At 63.7% G+C, this 16,592-nt stretch carries 22 protein-coding genes; all 22 read left to right on the top strand.

Annotated elements, in window-relative coordinates:
- The first annotated feature begins 255 nt into the window (after positions 1 to 255).
- The 22 genes from BKY26_RS00680 (at position 256) to BKY26_RS00575 (ending at position 16,590) form a co-directional block, all read left to right on the top strand.
- Positions 256 to 642, top strand: a complete 387-nt coding sequence (locus BKY26_RS00680; protein WP_071688473.1) for a hypothetical protein — start codon at positions 256 to 258, stop codon at positions 640 to 642.
- Entirely contained in the window at positions 639 to 1,181 is a 543-nt protein-coding gene (locus BKY26_RS00675) for a hypothetical protein (RefSeq protein ID WP_071688472.1), read from the top strand. Before BKY26_RS00680 ends, BKY26_RS00675 begins: the two co-directional genes overlap by 4 nt.
- Positions 1,182 to 1,186: 5 nt before the next feature.
- On the top strand, positions 1,187 to 2,050 hold the full coding sequence (gene sigJ, locus BKY26_RS00670) for an RNA polymerase sigma factor SigJ (protein ID WP_227434855.1): 864 nt from the start codon (positions 1,187 to 1,189) through the stop codon (positions 2,048 to 2,050).
- 231 nt (positions 2,051 to 2,281) lie between these two features.
- The gene (locus BKY26_RS00665; RefSeq protein ID WP_071688470.1) at positions 2,282 to 2,647 is read left to right on the top strand and encodes an NADH-quinone oxidoreductase subunit A; all 366 of its coding nucleotides are present in this window, start codon (positions 2,282 to 2,284) and stop codon (positions 2,645 to 2,647) included.
- Positions 2,647 to 3,171, top strand: coding sequence for a NuoB/complex I 20 kDa subunit family protein (locus BKY26_RS00660; protein WP_071688479.1), 525 nt, complete (start codon positions 2,647 to 2,649; stop codon positions 3,169 to 3,171). Before BKY26_RS00665 ends, BKY26_RS00660 begins: the two co-directional genes overlap by 1 nt.
- A gap of 30 nt (positions 3,172 to 3,201) precedes the next feature.
- The gene (locus tag BKY26_RS00655; RefSeq protein ID WP_071688469.1) at positions 3,202 to 3,816 is read left to right on the top strand and encodes an NADH-quinone oxidoreductase subunit C; all 615 of its coding nucleotides are present in this window, start codon (positions 3,202 to 3,204) and stop codon (positions 3,814 to 3,816) included.
- Positions 3,817 to 3,824: 8 nt separating this feature from the next.
- Positions 3,825 to 4,694 carry a sulfotransferase family protein gene (locus tag BKY26_RS00650; RefSeq protein ID WP_071688468.1) on the top strand — a complete coding sequence of 290 codons (870 nt, stop codon included), beginning with the start codon at positions 3,825 to 3,827 and terminating at the stop codon, positions 4,692 to 4,694.
- Positions 4,691 to 5,914 (top strand): NADH-quinone oxidoreductase subunit D, encoded by a 1,224-nt coding sequence (locus BKY26_RS00645; protein WP_071688467.1) that lies wholly within the window; start codon positions 4,691 to 4,693, stop codon positions 5,912 to 5,914. The genes BKY26_RS00650 and BKY26_RS00645 overlap by 4 nt, the downstream gene beginning before the upstream one ends.
- Positions 5,911 to 6,279 (top strand): hypothetical protein, encoded by a 369-nt coding sequence (locus BKY26_RS00640; RefSeq protein ID WP_071688466.1) that lies wholly within the window; start codon positions 5,911 to 5,913, stop codon positions 6,277 to 6,279. Before BKY26_RS00645 ends, BKY26_RS00640 begins: the two co-directional genes overlap by 4 nt.
- Entirely contained in the window at positions 6,279 to 7,349 is a 1,071-nt protein-coding gene (gene nuoE, locus BKY26_RS00635) for an NADH-quinone oxidoreductase subunit NuoE (RefSeq protein WP_071688465.1), read from the top strand. The genes BKY26_RS00640 and nuoE overlap by 1 nt, the downstream gene beginning before the upstream one ends.
- Positions 7,350 to 7,460: 111 nt before the next feature.
- Positions 7,461 to 8,159, top strand: a complete 699-nt coding sequence (locus BKY26_RS00630; RefSeq protein ID WP_071688464.1) for a class I SAM-dependent methyltransferase — start codon at positions 7,461 to 7,463, stop codon at positions 8,157 to 8,159.
- 79 nt (positions 8,160 to 8,238) lie between these two features.
- Positions 8,239 to 9,009 carry an NADH-quinone oxidoreductase subunit E gene (locus BKY26_RS00625; RefSeq protein ID WP_071688463.1) on the top strand — a complete coding sequence of 257 codons (771 nt, stop codon included), beginning with the start codon at positions 8,239 to 8,241 and terminating at the stop codon, positions 9,007 to 9,009.
- Between the two features lie 42 nt (positions 9,010 to 9,051).
- Positions 9,052 to 9,648, top strand: coding sequence for a hypothetical protein (locus tag BKY26_RS20470; protein WP_071688462.1), 597 nt, complete (start codon positions 9,052 to 9,054; stop codon positions 9,646 to 9,648).
- Positions 9,649 to 9,802: 154 nt separating this feature from the next.
- A complete protein-coding gene (locus BKY26_RS00615; RefSeq protein WP_071688461.1) occupies positions 9,803 to 10,033 on the top strand; it encodes a DUF5337 domain-containing protein in 231 nt (76 codons plus the stop codon).
- A 2-nt stretch (positions 10,034 to 10,035) separates the two neighbouring features.
- Positions 10,036 to 11,334: an NADH-quinone oxidoreductase subunit NuoF gene (nuoF, locus tag BKY26_RS00610; protein WP_071688460.1), complete on the top strand. Its 1,299-nt coding sequence runs from the start codon at positions 10,036 to 10,038 to the stop codon at positions 11,332 to 11,334.
- A gap of 2 nt (positions 11,335 to 11,336) precedes the next feature.
- Positions 11,337 to 11,771 (top strand): DUF3291 domain-containing protein, encoded by a 435-nt coding sequence (locus tag BKY26_RS00605; RefSeq protein ID WP_071688459.1) that lies wholly within the window; start codon positions 11,337 to 11,339, stop codon positions 11,769 to 11,771.
- A gap of 86 nt (positions 11,772 to 11,857) precedes the next feature.
- Positions 11,858 to 12,430 carry a hypothetical protein gene (locus BKY26_RS00600; RefSeq protein WP_071688458.1) on the top strand — a complete coding sequence of 191 codons (573 nt, stop codon included), beginning with the start codon at positions 11,858 to 11,860 and terminating at the stop codon, positions 12,428 to 12,430.
- The gene (locus tag BKY26_RS00595; protein ID WP_131541733.1) at positions 12,431 to 12,967 is read left to right on the top strand and encodes a hypothetical protein; all 537 of its coding nucleotides are present in this window, start codon (positions 12,431 to 12,433) and stop codon (positions 12,965 to 12,967) included.
- Between the two features lie 130 nt (positions 12,968 to 13,097).
- Entirely contained in the window at positions 13,098 to 13,391 is a 294-nt protein-coding gene (locus tag BKY26_RS00590; RefSeq protein WP_127560873.1) for a hypothetical protein, read from the top strand.
- Between the two features lie 150 nt (positions 13,392 to 13,541).
- Positions 13,542 to 13,916, top strand: coding sequence for a DUF5333 domain-containing protein (locus BKY26_RS00585; protein ID WP_131541732.1), 375 nt, complete (start codon positions 13,542 to 13,544; stop codon positions 13,914 to 13,916).
- Positions 13,917 to 14,158: 242 nt separating this feature from the next.
- The gene (nuoG, locus tag BKY26_RS00580) at positions 14,159 to 16,168 is read left to right on the top strand and encodes an NADH-quinone oxidoreductase subunit NuoG (RefSeq protein WP_071688454.1); all 2,010 of its coding nucleotides are present in this window, start codon (positions 14,159 to 14,161) and stop codon (positions 16,166 to 16,168) included.
- A 50-nt stretch (positions 16,169 to 16,218) separates the two neighbouring features.
- Positions 16,219 to 16,590 carry a hypothetical protein gene (locus BKY26_RS00575; protein ID WP_071688478.1) on the top strand — a complete coding sequence of 124 codons (372 nt, stop codon included), beginning with the start codon at positions 16,219 to 16,221 and terminating at the stop codon, positions 16,588 to 16,590.
- The last annotated feature ends 2 nt before the right edge of the window (positions 16,591 to 16,592 follow it).

Raw genomic sequence — 16,592 nt, 5'->3', positions numbered from 1 at the left:
TCGACCCGCGCGGCCCTGACGGGCCGCGATCCTGAGGTTGAAGGTGCGGATCGGGGCCTCTGGCCCGATCCGGGCCCAATGCTCTTCTCAAGAGCATTCCACCGGTGCAGGGGGCTCTGCCCCCGTCGCCTTTGGCGACTCCCCCGAGGTATTTGGACCAAGCTGAAAGACAATCGGCGGTCTTGAGGGGCGCGGTTGTCACAAATCGCGGGTGCCGGACGTCATGGCATCAGTCACTGCGATCAGGAGGGCATGATGCAGACATCCGTGTTACTGGCCATCGGGGCCTATTGCCTCGGCAATGCCGCGTTCATATGGGGGGATACCGCACTCTGGTACGAGACCGTTCCCGGCGTGATGGGGACCGGGCCGCTCAACCTGCATTTTGCGCGGGATGTGGGGCTCGTTTTCCTGACCTCTGGGGGTGCACTCCTCTGGTCCGGCTGGCGCGCAGACCGTTCGGCCGCGTTCTGCGGGGCGGGCTGGCTGGTGTGCCATGCGCTTTATCACCTCTGGATCTGGGCCGCGCGGGGGCTGCCGGGCGACAATATTGCGCTGACCAATCTTCTGGGTATTCAGCTGCCCGCGGTTCTGGCGCTTTGGGCCGCTGCAACACTGACCCGCGCGGAGGGACCGGTATGATCAAGGCGATTCTCAGGTATGCCATCCGCCGCTTTGGCGCCCGTTACCAGTACGATGCGGAATATATGGACTACGTGACGCGGCACTCGACCGTTGCCGGAGTCAGGCTGGCGCTATTGCCGCTCTACACGCAGTTTCGCGGGCCGGCTGCGGCGCGGGATGTCTGGGGAGGTGCCCTTCTTGGGTCGACGCTGGAGGGCGATTGCGGGCCTTGCGTTCAACTGGTCGTGGATATGGCACTGGAGGCCGGTGTGGCTGGACGGGATCTGGCGTTTTGCCTGCAGGGGCAGGATGGCGATGCCGGGGCCGCCGGGCTCGGCTTTCGCTTTGCCCGCGCCGCCATTGCCGATGCGCCGGAGCTCGATGCGCTGCGTGGAGAGATAGAGGGACGTTTCGGGGCGGAAGCCGTCATCGCCTGCGCCTTTGCGGCCTCTGGCGGCAGGGTATACCCTGTGCTGAAACGAGGGCTGGGATATGGCGGAACCTGTGCCCGGGTCCGGATCGGCGAGGAGATGATCGGGGTGGTGCATCGGCAATGACGATCATGACCGATATTTTCGAGGGTGAACGGCCCGTGCTGACCTCGCTTTGCTACCGGATGCTGGGGGAACGGTCGGGGGCGGAGGATGTCGTTCAGGAGACCTGGTTGAGATGGGCGGCTGCCGACCGTGAGCGGATCGACAACCCTGCGGCCTGGCTGCGCCGGGTGGCCACGAATATCGCCATCGATGCGCTGCGCAAGGCGCAGGCGCGGCGGGAGACCTATGTGGGGCCCTGGTTGCCGGAACCGGTCATGCCCTCGCCGGAGGGCGCGCCGGTGCCCCGGTTCGAACTGGCGCAGGAATGCGAGCTGGCGCTTCTTTGGGCGATGGAGCGGCTGAACGCGCGGGAGCGGGCGGCCTTCATCCTGCGCGAAGCCTTCGACGCGACCTATGGCGAGATTGCCGCCGCCCTGGATACGACCGAGGCCGCCTGCCGCCAGCTGGTCAGCCGGTCACAGAAGAAGCTGCAGGACAGCGGGCCGCGCTTCGACGCCACGCCCGAAGAGGTGGCCGCACTGAGCGAGCGGTTCTTTCGCGCCGTCATGGCCGAGGATCATGCAGCGGCACTGGCCTTGATGACGCCGCAGACGGTGGCCATTTCCGATGGCGGGGCCAAGCGCCGCGCCGCGCGGCGGCCACTGGTGGGCGGGGCGGAAATCTTGCAGGTCTTCGCGGCGCTGCTCGACAGGGCGCGGCGGGAAGATGGCTGGACGATGCGCTTTGCAATGGTCAATGCGCGGCCCGCCCTGTTGCGATTGCGGCATGGGCTGCTGGACTCGGTGACTACGCTGGTGCCCGATCGCGGCGGCAAGATCGCCTGGATATACATTCTCGTGAACCCTGACAAACTTGACCTGGTCAATTGAATGCCGGTGCAGCCTGGGCATTGCACCGCGTCGGGCCGGCCGCCCATCCAGTCCATGTTCCCGCCTGCGGTGATTTTTCCTGCCTCAAGCGCCCCTGTGGCGCTTTGCTTCGGTTGACCCCCGCGCGGCACGGGCATAAACAGCGGACAGTCCCCGCGCGCAATAGCGTCTCGCGGGGGATGACCCTCGCGCCACAGACGCCGTGGCGCCCGCGAGCCGAAGGAGCCAGCCTTGGAAGACCTGCTCAGGGATTATGCGCCCGTTCTGATCTTTCTCGCCCTTGCCATCGGGCTTGGGATTGTCCTTATCCTTGCCGCCGTCATTCTGGCCGTGCGCAACCCGGACCCCGAAAAGGTCTCGGCCTATGAATGCGGGTTCAACGCCTTCGACGATGCGCGGATGAAATTCGACGTGCGATTCTACCTCGTGTCGATCCTGTTCATCATCTTCGACCTGGAGATTGCCTTCCTCTTCCCATGGGGCGTGGCCTTCCCGGAAATGTCGATGCTGGGCTTCTGGTCGATGATGATTTTCCTGGCCGTGCTGACCATCGGCTTTGCCTATGAATGGAAGAAGGGGGCCCTCGAATGGGAGTGATGACCAGCGCCAACACCGCCGGTGTGGACAAGGACGTTGCCACCCGCGCCCTGAACGCGGAGCTTCAGGACAAGGGCTTTCTGCTGACCACTGCCGATGACCTGATCAATTGGGCGCGGACGGGCAGCTTGCACTGGATGACCTTCGGTCTGGCCTGCTGCGCCGTGGAAATGATGCACACCTCGATGCCGCGTTATGACGCCGAGCGTTTCGGGATCGCGCCGCGCGCCTCTCCGCGTCAGTCGGACGTGATGATCGTGGCGGGCACGCTGACCAACAAGATGGCGCCCGCGCTGCGCAAGGTCTACGACCAGATGCCGGAGCCGCGCTACGTGATCTCCATGGGCTCCTGCGCCAATGGCGGTGGCTATTACCACTACAGCTATTCCGTTGTGCGCGGCTGTGACCGGATCGTGCCCGTGGACCTTTACGTGCCCGGCTGCCCGCCGACGGCAGAGGCGCTGCTTTACGGCCTGCTTCAGCTGCAGCGCAAAATCCGCCGCACCGGCACCATTACCCGCTAAGCGCGCCCGCGCTGACCGAGGAGACGACGCATGAGTGAAGACGCCCTTCGCGAACTGGCCGACCTGATCACCCTCAAGCAGGGCGACGCGGTCATCGGCACCGAGATTGCCCATGGCGAGCTGACGGTGGAGATCACGCTGGCCTCGATCCCGGCCTTCATGGAGTTCCTGAAGACCGACACCGCCTGCCGCTTTTCCACGCTGGTGGATATTACCGCCGTGGATTACCCGAGCCGCGACAAGCGTTTCGACATGGTCTGGCATTTCCTCTCGATGTACCAGAACCACCGCATCCGGGTGAAAACCCAGATCCGCGAGGATGACATGGTGCCCTCGATCACCGGCGTTTTCCCGGCGGCCAATTGGTTCGAGCGGGAAGTGTTCGACATGTACGGCGTGCTCTTTTCCGGCCACCCGGACCTGCGCCGCATCCTCACCGACTATGGCTTCCGCGGCTATCCGCTGCGCAAGGACTTCCCGACCACGGGCTATACCGAACTGCGCTATGACGAGGCGCTGAAGCGCGTGGTCTATGAGCCGGTGAAGCTGGTGCAGGACTATCGCCAATTCGATTTCATGAGCCCATGGGAAGGTGCCGAGTATATCCTGCCCGGCGACGAGAAACCCGAGGCCGCGAAAGGCTGATCACGGTCATGGCACAGGCGACACTCCTCTTCGGGATCGGCGCGGCAAAGGCGGGGACGACCTGGCTTTACCGCTATCTTGCCGCACATCCCGAGGTGCGCCTGCCGGCCGTTAAAGAACTGCATTATTTTGATACCTGCGAGACGGGCAAATTCGACCGGCAGGTGAACCGCATGACCCGCGAACGCAAGCGCCGCAAGGACCGCCTGCCGACGGGCGACGCACGGCTGGACAAGCGGCTGCAACGCGAGGTCTGGGCCTATACCGGCTGGCTCAATGTGATCCGCGAAGGGCGGAACGATGCGGGCTATCTGGCGTTCCTCAATCACAATGCGGGCGCGGCGCGCGTGGTGGGCGACATCACCCCGGCCTATGCAACGCTGTCCGAGGCCAGCCTGTCGTGTATGGCCGCACTGGCCCCGGTCACGCGCTTTGTCTTCCTGATGCGCGATCCGCTGGACCGGTTGTGGTCCAACATCCGCATGGCCGCGACCCGCAAGGGCGGAGATCTGGCCGCGACCGCAGGGGCGCTTCTGGACAAGGTGCTTGGCGGCGAAGACCGGACCATGGCAGCGCGCTGCGATTACGCGGGCACGCTGGCGCGACTGAATGCGGCGGTGGACCCGGCAAAGGTGTTCACGGCCTTTTACGAAACCCTGTTCCAGCCCGACACGCTGGCCCGGATGTGCGGCTTTCTCGGCATTGCCGAGCGGCCCGCCAATACCGAGGCGCGGGTTCTGGCCGGGGAAGACCTGACGATGACCGAGGCGCAGCGCGCCCGCGCGATGGCGTGGCTTGCCCCTCAATACGCGGCGGTAGAGACCCGGATGGGGTCGCTGCCCGCCCGCTGGACGGATAACATGGAGGCGCTGGCATGATGGATGGCGGCAAAGGCTTCGAAGACGCCCTGACAGGCGAACAGAAGATCCGGAATTTCAACATCAACTTCGGGCCTCAGCACCCGGCGGCCCACGGCGTGCTGCGGCTGGTGCTGGAGCTGGATGGCGAGATCGTCGAGCGGTGCGACCCGCATATCGGCCTGCTGCATCGCGGGACCGAAAAGCTGATGGAATCGCGCACTTACCTGCAGAACCTGCCCTATTTCGACCGGCTCGATTACGTCGCGCCGATGAACCAGGAACATGCCTGGTGTCTGGCCATCGAGAAGCTGACCGGCGTGGAAGTGCCGCGTCGCGCGTCGCTGATCCGCGTCCTTTATTCCGAGATTGGCCGGGTTCTGAACCACCTGCTGAACGTCACTACGCAGGCCATGGATGTGGGCGCGCTGACGCCGCCGCTCTGGGGCTTCGAAGAGCGTGAGAAGCTCATGGTCTTCTATGAACGCGCCTGTGGCGCCCGCCTGCACGCGGCCTATTTCCGCCCCGGTGGCGTCCATCAGGATCTGCCGCCGGAACTGCTGGACGATATCGAGACCTGGGCCAATGAATTCCCCGCCAAGCTCGACGATATCGACGGGCTGCTGACCGAGAACCGCATCTTCAAGCAGCGCAATGCCGATATCGGTGTGGTGAGCGAGCAGGAGATTCTCGATTGGGGGTTCTCGGGTGTGATGGTGCGCGGATCGGGCCTCGCCTGGGACCTGCGCCGCGCGCAGCCCTATGAATGCTATGACGAGTTCGAGTTCCAGATCCCCGTGGGCAAGAACGGCGACTGCTATGACCGCTACCTCGTGCGCATGGAAGAGATGCGCCAGTCGGTGCACATCATCCACCAGGCGATTGCCAAGCTGCGCGCGCCGGAGGGCCAAGGCGACGTGCTGGCACGCGGCAAGATCACGCCGCCGAAGCGTGGGGATATGAAGACCTCGATGGAGGCGCTCATTCACCACTTCAAGCTCTATACCGAGGGCTTCCACGTTCCGGCAGGCGAGGTCTATGCGGCGGTCGAGGCCCCCAAAGGGGAGTTCGGCGTCTACCTCGTGGCCGATGGCAGCAACAAGCCCTACAAGGCCAAGATCCGCGCGCCGGGATACCTGCACCTGCAAGCGATGGATCATGTCGCGGGCGGCCACCAGCTGGCCGACGTGGCCGCGATCATCGGCACGATGGACGTGGTGTTCGGAGAGATCGACCGTTGACCCTGTCGCTTCTCACGACGATCTGCGGCGGTGTCACCGTCCTGATCCTGGCCCTGCTGGCCTGGGCGTTCTGGACCGATCCCGACAAGGGGTTGGAACAGACCACGCATCGTCTTGAGAAGCTGCCAACCGTGATGGCCGACCGCTACACCGCCTTCGCGGTGCTGGCGCTTGTCTTCACGATTTACGGGGATCTCAACGTCCTTATCGCCCTTTTCGCCGTCTGTGCCTTCATGGGCTTTGCCGATGGCCTGATCTACGCCCGCGCCGGGCATCCGCATATGAAACACACGATCTCGGGTGTGCTGTCGTCGGTGGCTTTGGCCATCGCCACCGCCGCCCGTGTGACCGAAGGAGCCAGCTAATGCTTCGCCGCCTCTACCACGACCAGCCCGAAAGCTTTGCCTTCACCCCCGCCAACCAGGCATGGGCCGAGGCGCAGATCACCAAATACCCCGAAGGCCGCGCGCAATCGGCGGTGATCCCCCTGCTGTGGCGGGCGCAGGAACAGGAAGGCTGGCTGACGCGGCCCGCGATCGAAGCGGTGTCCGACATGCTTGGCATGACCTATATCCGCACGCTGGAAGTGGCGACCTTCTATTTCATGTTCCAGTTGCAGCCCGTGGGCGCGATTGCCCATGTGCAGGTCTGCGGCACCACGTCGTGCATGATCTGCGGCGCCGAAGACCTGATTGCCGTCTGCAAGGACAAGATCGCCGCCAATGCGCATGAGCTGTCGGCGGATGGCAATTTCAGCTGGGAAGAGGTGGAATGCCTGGGCGCCTGCGCGAACGCGCCGATGGTGCAGATCGGCAAGGATTACTACGAGGATCTGACCGCCGAGAAATTCGGCTGGATTCTGGACGAACTGGCTGCGGGCCGCGTGCCCACCCCCGGCCCGCAGAACGGGCGTTATGCGTCGGAGCCGCTGTCCGGTCTGACCTCGCTCAAGGATCATGAAGCCGGGCGAGACAGCCTGAATGCCTCGGCCCGTCTGGCCACAGATATCGGCGACACCGTCAAGCGGATCGACGGCACCGAAGTGCCGCTGTTGGCCCCCTGGGGCAAGCAATCCGGTGCCGAGGCCGCCAGCGCAGCCCCGGCTACGCCCGCCCCGGCAGCGGAACCCGCACCCGCACCGCAACCCGCCGCAACCCCGCAAACCCAGGCCGAGACCCCGGCAGAGGTCGAGGAGTCTGAGCCCGAACTGCTGAGCGCCCCGCGTGACGGCCGCGAGGCGGATGACCTGAAGAAGATTTCCGGCGTCGGGCCGAAGCTTGAAGAGCTGCTCAATTCCATGGGCTTCTGGCATTTCGACCAGATCGCCGCCTGGGGTCCGTCCGAGATCGCCTGGGTCGATGCGCGCCTCAAGTTCAAGGGCCGGATCGAGCGTGACAATTGGGTCGCACAGGCCAGCGAACTGGCCGGGTCCTGATCCTCTGCCCTTTGACGAGCGGCCGGAACCCGGCACCCTTGCGGCGCGCGCTGTAAGGGCAAGGGGCCCTGTCGCAGGCGTCGGGATGGATGGCAGTCACAGGAGGCCGACGTGATTCATGACTATGAAACCATGTTCAAGGGCCATGTGGAGCAGTCCGAACGGCGTCAGGCCAATGCCGATCTCATGGCTGAAATCCTCTGGACCTATGTGCAGCCGAAATCGGTCATCGACCTTGGCTGCGGGCTTGGGTTCTTTCTGAAATCCTGCAAGGCGCGGGGCGCGACGATCAAGGGGGTGGATGGCGATTGGCTGGCACCGGACGATAGTGTCATCGCGAAATCCTACCGGCAGACAGCCGATCTCAATCAGACCTACACGGCGCGCAAGCGCTATGACCTCGCGGCCACGATCGAAGTGGCGGAGCATCTCTCGCCGGAGCGGTCGGAGGGGTTCGTTGATGATCTCTGTGCCTTGTCGGATGTAGTGCTGTTTTCCGCCGGCGTTCCGGGGCAGGGCGGGGCCGGGCATATCAATCTGCGGTTCCAGGGCGAATGGGCGGCGATGTTCCAGGATCGCGGCTATGGGTGCTACGATCCGATCCGCCGCCGCATGGGGGCGTTCGAGTCCGTGCTGCCCTGGCTGATGCAGAATGTGCTGCTCTACGTGAAAGACGGGGTGGAGATCAGCCCGGCCCTGGCCGAGCATCGCATCCATCCCCGTGCGGCCTCTTACGTGTGCGATTGGCACTATAACAAGCGGGTCAAGACGTTTCAGCGCCGCTTGCGGGCCGCAAAACGCAAGTCGTAACCCCTTTTCCAAGAAAATCCTTCACAGATCGGGGGCGGCTGGTGTCTACTTGCCGCAATTGGGAAACAGGGGAATTGTTATGTCTGCACAGAATGACAGCACCAGCTGCCATACGAACTGCCTGATTGCCGGGGTCGTCCTTGGGGTCTTGCTGTTCCTGATCCTGAAATTCGCCGCCGGGTGGGGCCTCTTGATGGCGCTGATCCTCGGTCTCGTGGTGGCGGTGCTTTTGACCATCGTGCTGCGCATGGTTTTGTGTGTCGAGAGCGGGGCAGGGGCGTCTGCCTCGACGCCGGCATCTTCGCCCGCGCCAACCCCGACAGCGCCGCCCGCACCGGCACCGGCTGCCGCCCCGGAGCCGGAAGCCGCCCCGGAACCCGTCGCGGAAAGCGTTCCAGAGCCTGAACCCGAAGCCGCACCCGAACCCGAAGCGGCATCTGAACCGGAACCGGCATCTGAACCGGAACCGGCGGCAGAGCCGGAACCGGAGGCGACGCCAGACCCCGAGGAAACCCCGACGCCAGTCGCCTCCGCGCCGGAACCGATCGAGGAAGAGGCCCCCGCCGCACAGCCCGCCGCCATGGAGGCCGCGCGCGAAGGCGGACCGGATGACCTGAAGAAGATCAAGGGCGTGGGGCCGAAACTGGAGCAATTGCTGCACTCGCTCGGTATCTATCACTTCGACCAGATCGCCGCCTGGGGGCCTGCCGAGGTGGCCTGGATGGACGACAATCTGCAAGGCTTCCGGGGCCGTGTGACCCGCGATGACTGGGTTGCGCAGGCAGGGCTATTGGCCGCAGGTGGAGAGACGGATTTCTCAAGAAAAGTTGACGACGGGGATGTATATTGACCTCTGGGAGGATGCGTTTGATCATCCAAGAGGACAACCGACATGAAACTTGCAGAAGACATCTGGCTGGGATCTGTCGCGGCCCGTAACAACCTGATTGCGGCCGCGAACTACTCGGCCGCCTTCTACGGAAATGCTGCGGTGCAGAGCTGGTCTTTGGGCCTGACCGCGCCGCAGGTGTTCTGGTCCGCCATGGTCCGTGCCTTTGACGACACGCCCGGAAATACCGATGAGGCACCGGTCGCCGAGGCCGTAGCCGAGGCCCCGGTTGCCGAGGCACCCGTTGCTGAGGCGCCGGTTCTGACCGTGGTCGAGGCCGAGCCGGAGCCTGCCGTGGCAGAGCCGGAACCGGATCCGGTCATGGTCGAGGAAGACACCCCCGCCGCGGCCCCGGAAGCTGCCACCCCCAATCCGCATCTGCTGGACGAGCCGCGCGGTGGCGTGGCCGACGACCTGAAACTGGTCAAGGGCATCGGCGCCAAACTGGAGGCGGGCCTGAACGAGATCGGGATTTACCATTTCGATCAGGTGGCCGCTCTGGACGCGGCCGGAATCGACTGGCTGGACGAGCATCTGCCGGGCTTCAAGCGCAGCTGTGCGCGGTTCGATCTGGTCACGGGCGCAGGCGAATTCGTCTGATCCCGCCGCCATATCGCGGCAAAAACCAAACGCGTCGGCCCGTCCGGCGCGTTTTTCCGTTGTCCGCTTGCGATTTGCGCCGCCGAACAGTGGACAATCCCCGCCGCTCTGCCGTAAACCGGGCCAAACCGCTAGCGACCCGAGGCCAGGCCAAATGCCCGATGCCCCCCGGACTGTTTCCCCCCAGGCCCGCAAGGCCCGCATCGCCGCTGTCGTTATGGCCGTGACGATGATCTTGTGGATGGGGGCGCAGCTTGTGGGTGGACAGTTGGGCCTGCCCGTGCGCTATGTGTTTCTGTTCGACCTTGCGGCAATTGCGGCTCTGGTCTGGGCCCTGATCGTGACGTATCAGGTCTGGCAAGCCCGCCGCGCAGAAAGGGACTGAGGATGCTTCAGGACAAAGACCGGATCTTTACGAATATCTATGGCATGCATGACCGCACCCTCGCGGGCGCCAAGGCGCGCGGCCACTGGGACGGCACCAAGGACCTGATCGGTCTTGGCCGCGACAAGATCGTCGAGATCATGAAGGCCTCCGGCCTGCGCGGGCGCGGCGGCGCAGGCTTCCCGACCGGTCTGAAATGGTCCTTCATGCCCAAGGAAAGCGATGGCCGCCCGTCCTACCTGGTGATCAACGCCGATGAGTCCGAGCCCGGCACCTGCAAGGACCGGGAGATCATGCGCAATGATCCCCATACGTTGATCGAGGGCGCGCTGATCGCCAGCTTCGCCATGGGCGCGCATGTCAGCTACATCTATATCCGCGGCGAATATATCCGCGAGCGCGAGGCGCTGCAGGCCGCGATTGACGAGGCCTATGACGCGGGTCTTTTGGGCAAGAACGCCGCCGGATCGGGCTTCGATTTCGATTTGTACCTGCACCACGGGGCAGGGGCCTATATCTGTGGTGAGGAAACCGCGCTGATCGAAAGCCTCGAAGGCAAGAAGGGTATGCCCCGGATGAAGCCGCCCTTCCCGGCGGGAGCGGGCCTTTACGGCTGCCCCTCGACCGTGAACAACGTGGAATCCATCGCCGTGGTGCCGACCATCCTGCGCCGGGGCGCGGACTGGTTCGCGGGCTTTGGCCGCCCGAACAATGCGGGCACCAAGCTCTTTGCGATCTCGGGCCATGTGAACAATCCTTGCGTGGTGGAAGAAGCAATGTCGATCAGCTTCGAGGAGCTGATTGAAAAACATTGCGGCGGCATTCGCGGTGGCTGGGACAACCTGCTGGCGGTGATCCCCGGCGGCTCCTCCGTGCCGTGCGTGCGCGGCGAGAATATGCGCGACGCGATCATGGATTTCGACTACCTGCGCAACGACCTGCAATCGGGTCTGGGCACGGCGGCGGTCATCGTGATGGACAAGTCCACCGACATTGTGAAGGCGATCTGGCGCCTGTCGAAGTTCTACAAGCACGAAAGCTGCGGTCAGTGCACGCCCTGCCGTGAGGGCACCGGCTGGATGATGCGCGTGATGGATCGCCTTGTGCGTGGCGAGGCGGAGCTGGAAGAGATCGACATGCTGTTCCAGGTCACCAAGCAGGTGGAAGGCCACACGATCTGCGCCCTTGGCGATGCGGCGGCCTGGCCGATCCAGGGCCTGATCCGCAACTTCCGTGATGAGATCGAGGACCGGATCAAGGCGCAGAAAGCCGGACGCGTCAGCGCGGTTGCCGCCGAATAGGGATGCATCTGGCCCAGTTCAATATCGGCCGCATGGCCTATGAACTGGACGATCCCCGCATGGCCGATTTCAACCGCGGGATCGACATGCTGAACCGCATCGCGGAACGGTCCGACGGGTTTGTCTGGAAATACGAAACCGCCTTTGGGGGCGTCGTCCCCGAAGAGGTGGACGGCGACCCGCGCATCCTGGTGAACCTGACCGTGTGGGACAGCGTTGACAGCTTGCGCTTCTATGTCTGGAACACGCTGCACAAGCATTTCGTGACCCGCCGGGCGGACTGGTTCACACCGATGGACGAGGCCCATTTGGTGATGTGGTGGGTGCCGGAAGGGCACCGCCCGGATCTGGCGGAGGCATTGGCCAAGCTGGACCAGCTGCGCCAGTACGGAGAGACCGCAGACGCGTTCGGGTGGAACGCCGTTTCGAAGGCGTGACCGGGCGCTGCCAATCAAGTCCTTGATTATATGTGCAATAGGCCGCTAGGGTTTGTCCCGACTATTATTCTGACGGAGGCCATTTCATGAAACCCATTTCTCTCGCCATCGGCATTTCGCTCGCCCTGACCGGTCTGGCGCAGGCTCAAACCCTTGAAGATCTGATCGGAGGCGAAATGACTTTCTCGCTTGAGGAATATGGCGACCTTGTACGCACCAATTTCCGCGCCTCGGCCTCCGGGCATTCGAACGGCATCGCCTACACGCTGACCGGCGAGCGGGGATCGTCCGTCTTCACCGGTTTTTCCAATGATGGGGAAGATCAGGAATTCAACGATCTGCCGATGCCGCATGACGCGATTCACGTTGGCAGCAACTTTTCCATCACCTTTGACGAACCGGTGCAGGCGCTGATCGTTGCAACGGCCAATGACAACGCCACCGGGGACGGGTTCGACTTTGGCATGACGCCGCTGGAATCCGTCGATATCGAGATGCAGGGCACCTTCATGCGCAGCGAGGACCATCGCGGGACGCTGGCGCTGTTCGTTCTGGTGGAGCCGAGCGACACCTGGGAAAGCATCTCGGAGGATGCCATTTCCGACGGGATCGACCTGGCGTTCTTTGCCTATCCGGTCTGGCCGCCTGCCTCGGAGTAAATGACAGCGCCACGGCATCGGGCCGAGGACGCGCGCAAACGGGAGGACGAGATGGCAGACACGGAACCCACCCCTTCGCGCAAAGGGTGGCTGACCCGGGAACGCAACGGCATTGCGTCTTTCGCGGACCTGTCGCGCATCCTTCTGGCGGTGATCGCCGGTCTGGTGGCGTTCTGGCAGTTCAACCAGCAATGGCGGATCGAGAATGAACGCGGCGCGCGGGCGGCCTATCGCGAGTTCCTGATCATCTCGATGAACAACCCCGAGCTGTCGCGGCCCGACCTTCTGGAACAGGACGCGACCCCGATCGAGAACGAGCGCTATTTCTGGTATGTCAATCTGATGAGCCAGACCTTCGAAGAGGTATTCGCCCATGTCCCCGAGGTCGACGCGTGGGTGGCCATCGCGGAAATCCAGATCGCCTTTCACTGCGGGTTCTACCTTGGCGACGACTATGATCCGTCGCTGTACTCCACGCGGTTCCGGGACACGGTGGACCGGATCATCGACGAGGACCCCCTCGGGTTCTGCTACTGACCTGTGTCCCATCTGCCCATGAAGCGTTCTGCGGCCCCTTGAAAGCGTTGATGAATCCTATCCGAAAGGGTAGACTGTATCCAAATGGCACCCGAAAACGGGGCGAGTGGGTTCCTCTGTGGAGGCGGCAGTGACAGATCAACGTGCATATGACGGCGGCAGGCCGGTCTTGGTCGGTGTCTACCGGGTATGGGTGGTCGCCGTATTCGTGTCCTTCGCGGCGCTTGGCATCTGGCTGGGATATACCTGGGGTATTGGCGGCTCCATACTCGGCACGGTGATCGGGGTGATGCTGGCCGGCATGGTCATGATGGTGCTGAACACGCCGGAAAAATTGGAAGCGGCAATTTACACGACGCTCGGGATCGCGTTCGTGGCGCTGATCATCTACCTGATCATCGCCTATTGGGGCGTGCGGATCTGAGCGGGGTGAACCGGCGGGAACGGGCCGATTCAGGCGGATAGCAATCGCCTGATATTGAATGTCAGACCGCAATGACCCCATTTTGGCGCAGGGTCCGACGACGCCAACCAAGGATTTTGCAATATGTCTCGATGTTTTCCCCTTCTCGTTATGTGCCTGTTTTTGGCGCAGCCGGCGCGCGCCGATGATTGGGATGTGCTGCGCAATGACCCGGTGCTGAGCGAGGGGTTGGTGGCCTTTGCCATCGCACGCCACATCCATAATCGCTGCGACTCGATTTCCGCCCGGCGGTTGCGTGCGCTCGGGTTCATCAACAGCCTTGTCGGGCGGGCGACCGAACTTGGCTTCACCCGTTCGGAGATCGAGGATTTTGTCTTCAACGAAGACGAGCAGCAGCGCGTGCGCGCGATTGCCGATGCGCGATTGGCAGAACGCAACGCATCGCCCGATCAACGCGAAGGATATTGCACCGTCGGCGAAGAAGAAATCGCCGCAAACAGTCAGATTGGCCGCCTTTTGCGGTAACCTTTTCTTTCCAATTTCATGCTTCAAGCCCATGCCCGCCCCCAAATGGCGGGCATGCGCGCATTGGGCGCGGTCATATACCGTTGTATACCGGGTTATCGGCTTGAAAAATGCCGCCATCACGTTGCAAAAGCGCGTCAATCGCGGCACTAGGGTGGCACGGCAATTTTCCGCGTGAATCCGGGCGGGGCTTGCGGTAGACACGCCGCCAACCGGAGCCAAGCGACGCGCAAGGGTGAAGCATGACCGATCTACGCAAAATCATCATCGACGACAAAGAGATCGAGGTGGATCCTGCGATGACATTGATTCAGGCCTGTGAAGAGGCCGGAGTCGAGGTTCCGCGGTTCTGTTATCACGAACGTCTGTCGATTGCCGGCAACTGCCGCATGTGTCTGGTGGAGGTCGTGGGCGGCCCGCCGAAACCCGCCGCTTCCTGCGCCATGCAGGTGCGCGACCTGCGCCCCGGCCCCGAAGGCCAGCCGCCGGTGGTCAAGACGAACTCCCCCATGGTCAAGAAGGCCCGCGAAGGGGTGATGGAATTCCTGCTGATCAACCATCCGCTGGACTGCCCGATCTGCGATCAGGGCGGCGAATGCGACCTGCAGGATCAGGCGATGGCTTACGGCGTGGACTTCTCGCGTTACCGCGAGCCCAAGCGCGCCTCCGAAGAGCTGAACCTTGGTCCGCTCGTGTCCACCGCCATGACCCGCTGCATTTCCTGCACCCGCTGCGTGCGCTTCACGACCGAGGTCGCGGGCATCTGGCAGATGGGCCAGACCGGGCGTGGCGAGGATAGCGAGATCACCAGCTACCTCAATGAGACGCTCGATTCGAACCTTCAGGGCAATATCATCGACCTCTGCCCGGTCGGCGCGCTGACGTCGAAGCCCTACGCCTTCACCGCCCGTCCGTGGGAACTGACCAAGACCGAAACCATCGACGTGATGGACGCGCTTGGCTCGAACATCCGTGTGGATACCAAGGGCCGTGAAGTCATGCGCATCCTGCCGCGCAACCATGACGGCGTGAACGAGGAATGGATTTCCGACAAGACCCGCTTCATCTGGGACGGGCTGCGCCGCCAGCGTCTGGACACGCCTTACATCCGCGAGAATGGCAAGCTGCGCAAAGCCAGCTGGCCCGAGGCGCTGTCTGCTGCCGCCGCTGCCATGAAAGGCAAGAAAGTGGCCGGTCTGGTGGGCGATCTGGCCCCGGTCGAGGCCGCGTTCGCGCTGAAAGGGCTGATCGAAGGGCAGGGCGGCAATGTCGAATGCCGCACCGATGGGGCGAAACTTCCCGCCGGAAACCGGGGCGCCTATGCGGGCACCGCGATGGTCGAGGATATCGACAGCGCCAAGACCATCCTGCTGATCGGCACCAACCCGCGCGACGAAGCGCCGGTTCTGAACGCCCGCATCCGCAAGGCGTGGATCAACGGTGCGCGGATCGGGCTGATCGGCCCCAAGGCCGACCTGACCTATGACTACTACCACTTCGGGTCCGACCGGAAAGCGCTGACCGATCTGGTCGCCAAGGTCGAAGCCAAGCCCGACACGATCGTGATTGTCGGTCAGGGCGCGCTGCGCGAGGCCGATGGCGAAGCGGTGCTGAGCCAGGCCTTGGCCTATGTCGAAGGCTGCGGTGCGAAGCTGATGGTGCTGCACACGGCAGCCTCTCGCGTCGGCGCAATGGATGTGGGCGCGGTGACCGAGGGCGGTCTGCCTGCGGCCATCGACGGGGCAGAGGTGATCTACAACCTCGGAGCCGATGAGGTGGACATCGCCGATGGTCCCTTCGTGATCTATCAGGGCAGCCATGGCGACCGGGGCGCGCATCGCGCCGACGTGATCCTGCCGGGCGCGGCCTATACCGAGGAACAGGGGCTCTTCGTCAACACCGAAGGCCGTCCGCAACTGGCGCTTCGCGCGGGCTTTGCGCCCGGTGAGGCCAAGGAAAACTGGGCGATCCTGCGCGCACTGTCGGCAGAACTAGGCGCGGCGCTGCCCTACGACTCGCTTGTGCAGTTGCGCAACGCGATGGTGGCCGAGGTTCCGCATCTGGCGATGATCGACGAAGTGCCGATGAACGAGATCGCACCGCTGGAATTGCGTGCACCGGCCGAGGCCGATTTCGTGCCTGCGGTGAAGGACTTCTATCTGACCAACCCGATTGCCCGCGCGTCGGCCGTGATGGCCGAGCTGAGTGCTGCGGCAAAGGCGCGGTCCGAGGCCGCGATTGCGGCGGAATAATCGGGGTGCCGGGCGGCGGAACGCTCCGGCCCTTCGTGGGTGGCGGTGCCATGGTTCTGGCGCTGGCGGGCTGTACGCCCGATCCGGCGGCCACGCAGGACCGGCATCCGGCGCTGTTTGAGTATCTGGGGGTCGAAACCCGTCTCCTGGATGAAGATCTGGTGAATTTCCGCGTGGAGATGCGCGGTGCAAGGGGGCGAGAGGACGTGGCGGCCTATGCCGAATGTGCAGCAGCTCAGTACACGCTGATCCGGGGCTACGGATTTGCGCGACATGTCCGCACAAATGTGCAGGAAGAGGCTGGCCTTTGGCACGCAGATGCGGTTTACACCGTGTCACCGGCGCTCCCCCGGGGGGTGCAGACGATAGACGCCGAAGTGGTGGTCGCCGACTGCGCCGAGCAAGGCATACCGACGGTGTGAGG

It is taken from the genome of Nioella sediminis, assembly GCF_001879695.1.
Taxonomy (GTDB): domain Bacteria; phylum Pseudomonadota; class Alphaproteobacteria; order Rhodobacterales; family Rhodobacteraceae; genus Nioella; species Nioella sediminis.
This window is presented reverse-complemented; position numbering and strand designations above follow the sequence as displayed.

Coding starts and splice junctions, on each gene's coding strand:
- nuoF (WP_071688460.1), top strand. CDS start 10,036: ATGCTTCAGGACAAAGACCGGATCTTTACGAATATCTATGGCATGCAT.
- BKY26_RS00615 (WP_071688461.1), top strand. CDS start 9,803: ATGCCCGATGCCCCCCGGACTGTTTCCCCCCAGGCCCGCAAGGCCCGC.
- nuoG (WP_071688454.1), top strand. CDS start 14,159: ATGACCGATCTACGCAAAATCATCATCGACGACAAAGAGATCGAGGTG.
- sigJ (WP_227434855.1), top strand. CDS start 1,187: ATGACCGATATTTTCGAGGGTGAACGGCCCGTGCTGACCTCGCTTTGC.
- BKY26_RS00660 (WP_071688479.1), top strand. CDS start 2,647: ATGACCAGCGCCAACACCGCCGGTGTGGACAAGGACGTTGCCACCCGC.
- BKY26_RS00680 (WP_071688473.1), top strand. CDS start 256: ATGCAGACATCCGTGTTACTGGCCATCGGGGCCTATTGCCTCGGCAAT.
- BKY26_RS00650 (WP_071688468.1), top strand. CDS start 3,825: ATGGCACAGGCGACACTCCTCTTCGGGATCGGCGCGGCAAAGGCGGGG.
- BKY26_RS00585 (WP_131541732.1), top strand. CDS start 13,542: ATGTGCCTGTTTTTGGCGCAGCCGGCGCGCGCCGATGATTGGGATGTG.
- BKY26_RS00605 (WP_071688459.1), top strand. CDS start 11,337: ATGCATCTGGCCCAGTTCAATATCGGCCGCATGGCCTATGAACTGGAC.
- BKY26_RS00595 (WP_131541733.1), top strand. CDS start 12,431: ATGACAGCGCCACGGCATCGGGCCGAGGACGCGCGCAAACGGGAGGAC.
- BKY26_RS00645 (WP_071688467.1), top strand. CDS start 4,691: ATGATGGATGGCGGCAAAGGCTTCGAAGACGCCCTGACAGGCGAACAG.
- BKY26_RS00575 (WP_071688478.1), top strand. CDS start 16,219: ATGGTTCTGGCGCTGGCGGGCTGTACGCCCGATCCGGCGGCCACGCAG.
- BKY26_RS00675 (WP_071688472.1), top strand. CDS start 639: ATGATCAAGGCGATTCTCAGGTATGCCATCCGCCGCTTTGGCGCCCGT.
- BKY26_RS00600 (WP_071688458.1), top strand. CDS start 11,858: ATGAAACCCATTTCTCTCGCCATCGGCATTTCGCTCGCCCTGACCGGT.
- BKY26_RS00625 (WP_071688463.1), top strand. CDS start 8,239: ATGTCTGCACAGAATGACAGCACCAGCTGCCATACGAACTGCCTGATT.
- nuoE (WP_071688465.1), top strand. CDS start 6,279: ATGCTTCGCCGCCTCTACCACGACCAGCCCGAAAGCTTTGCCTTCACC.
- BKY26_RS20470 (WP_071688462.1), top strand. CDS start 9,052: ATGAAACTTGCAGAAGACATCTGGCTGGGATCTGTCGCGGCCCGTAAC.
- BKY26_RS00655 (WP_071688469.1), top strand. CDS start 3,202: ATGAGTGAAGACGCCCTTCGCGAACTGGCCGACCTGATCACCCTCAAG.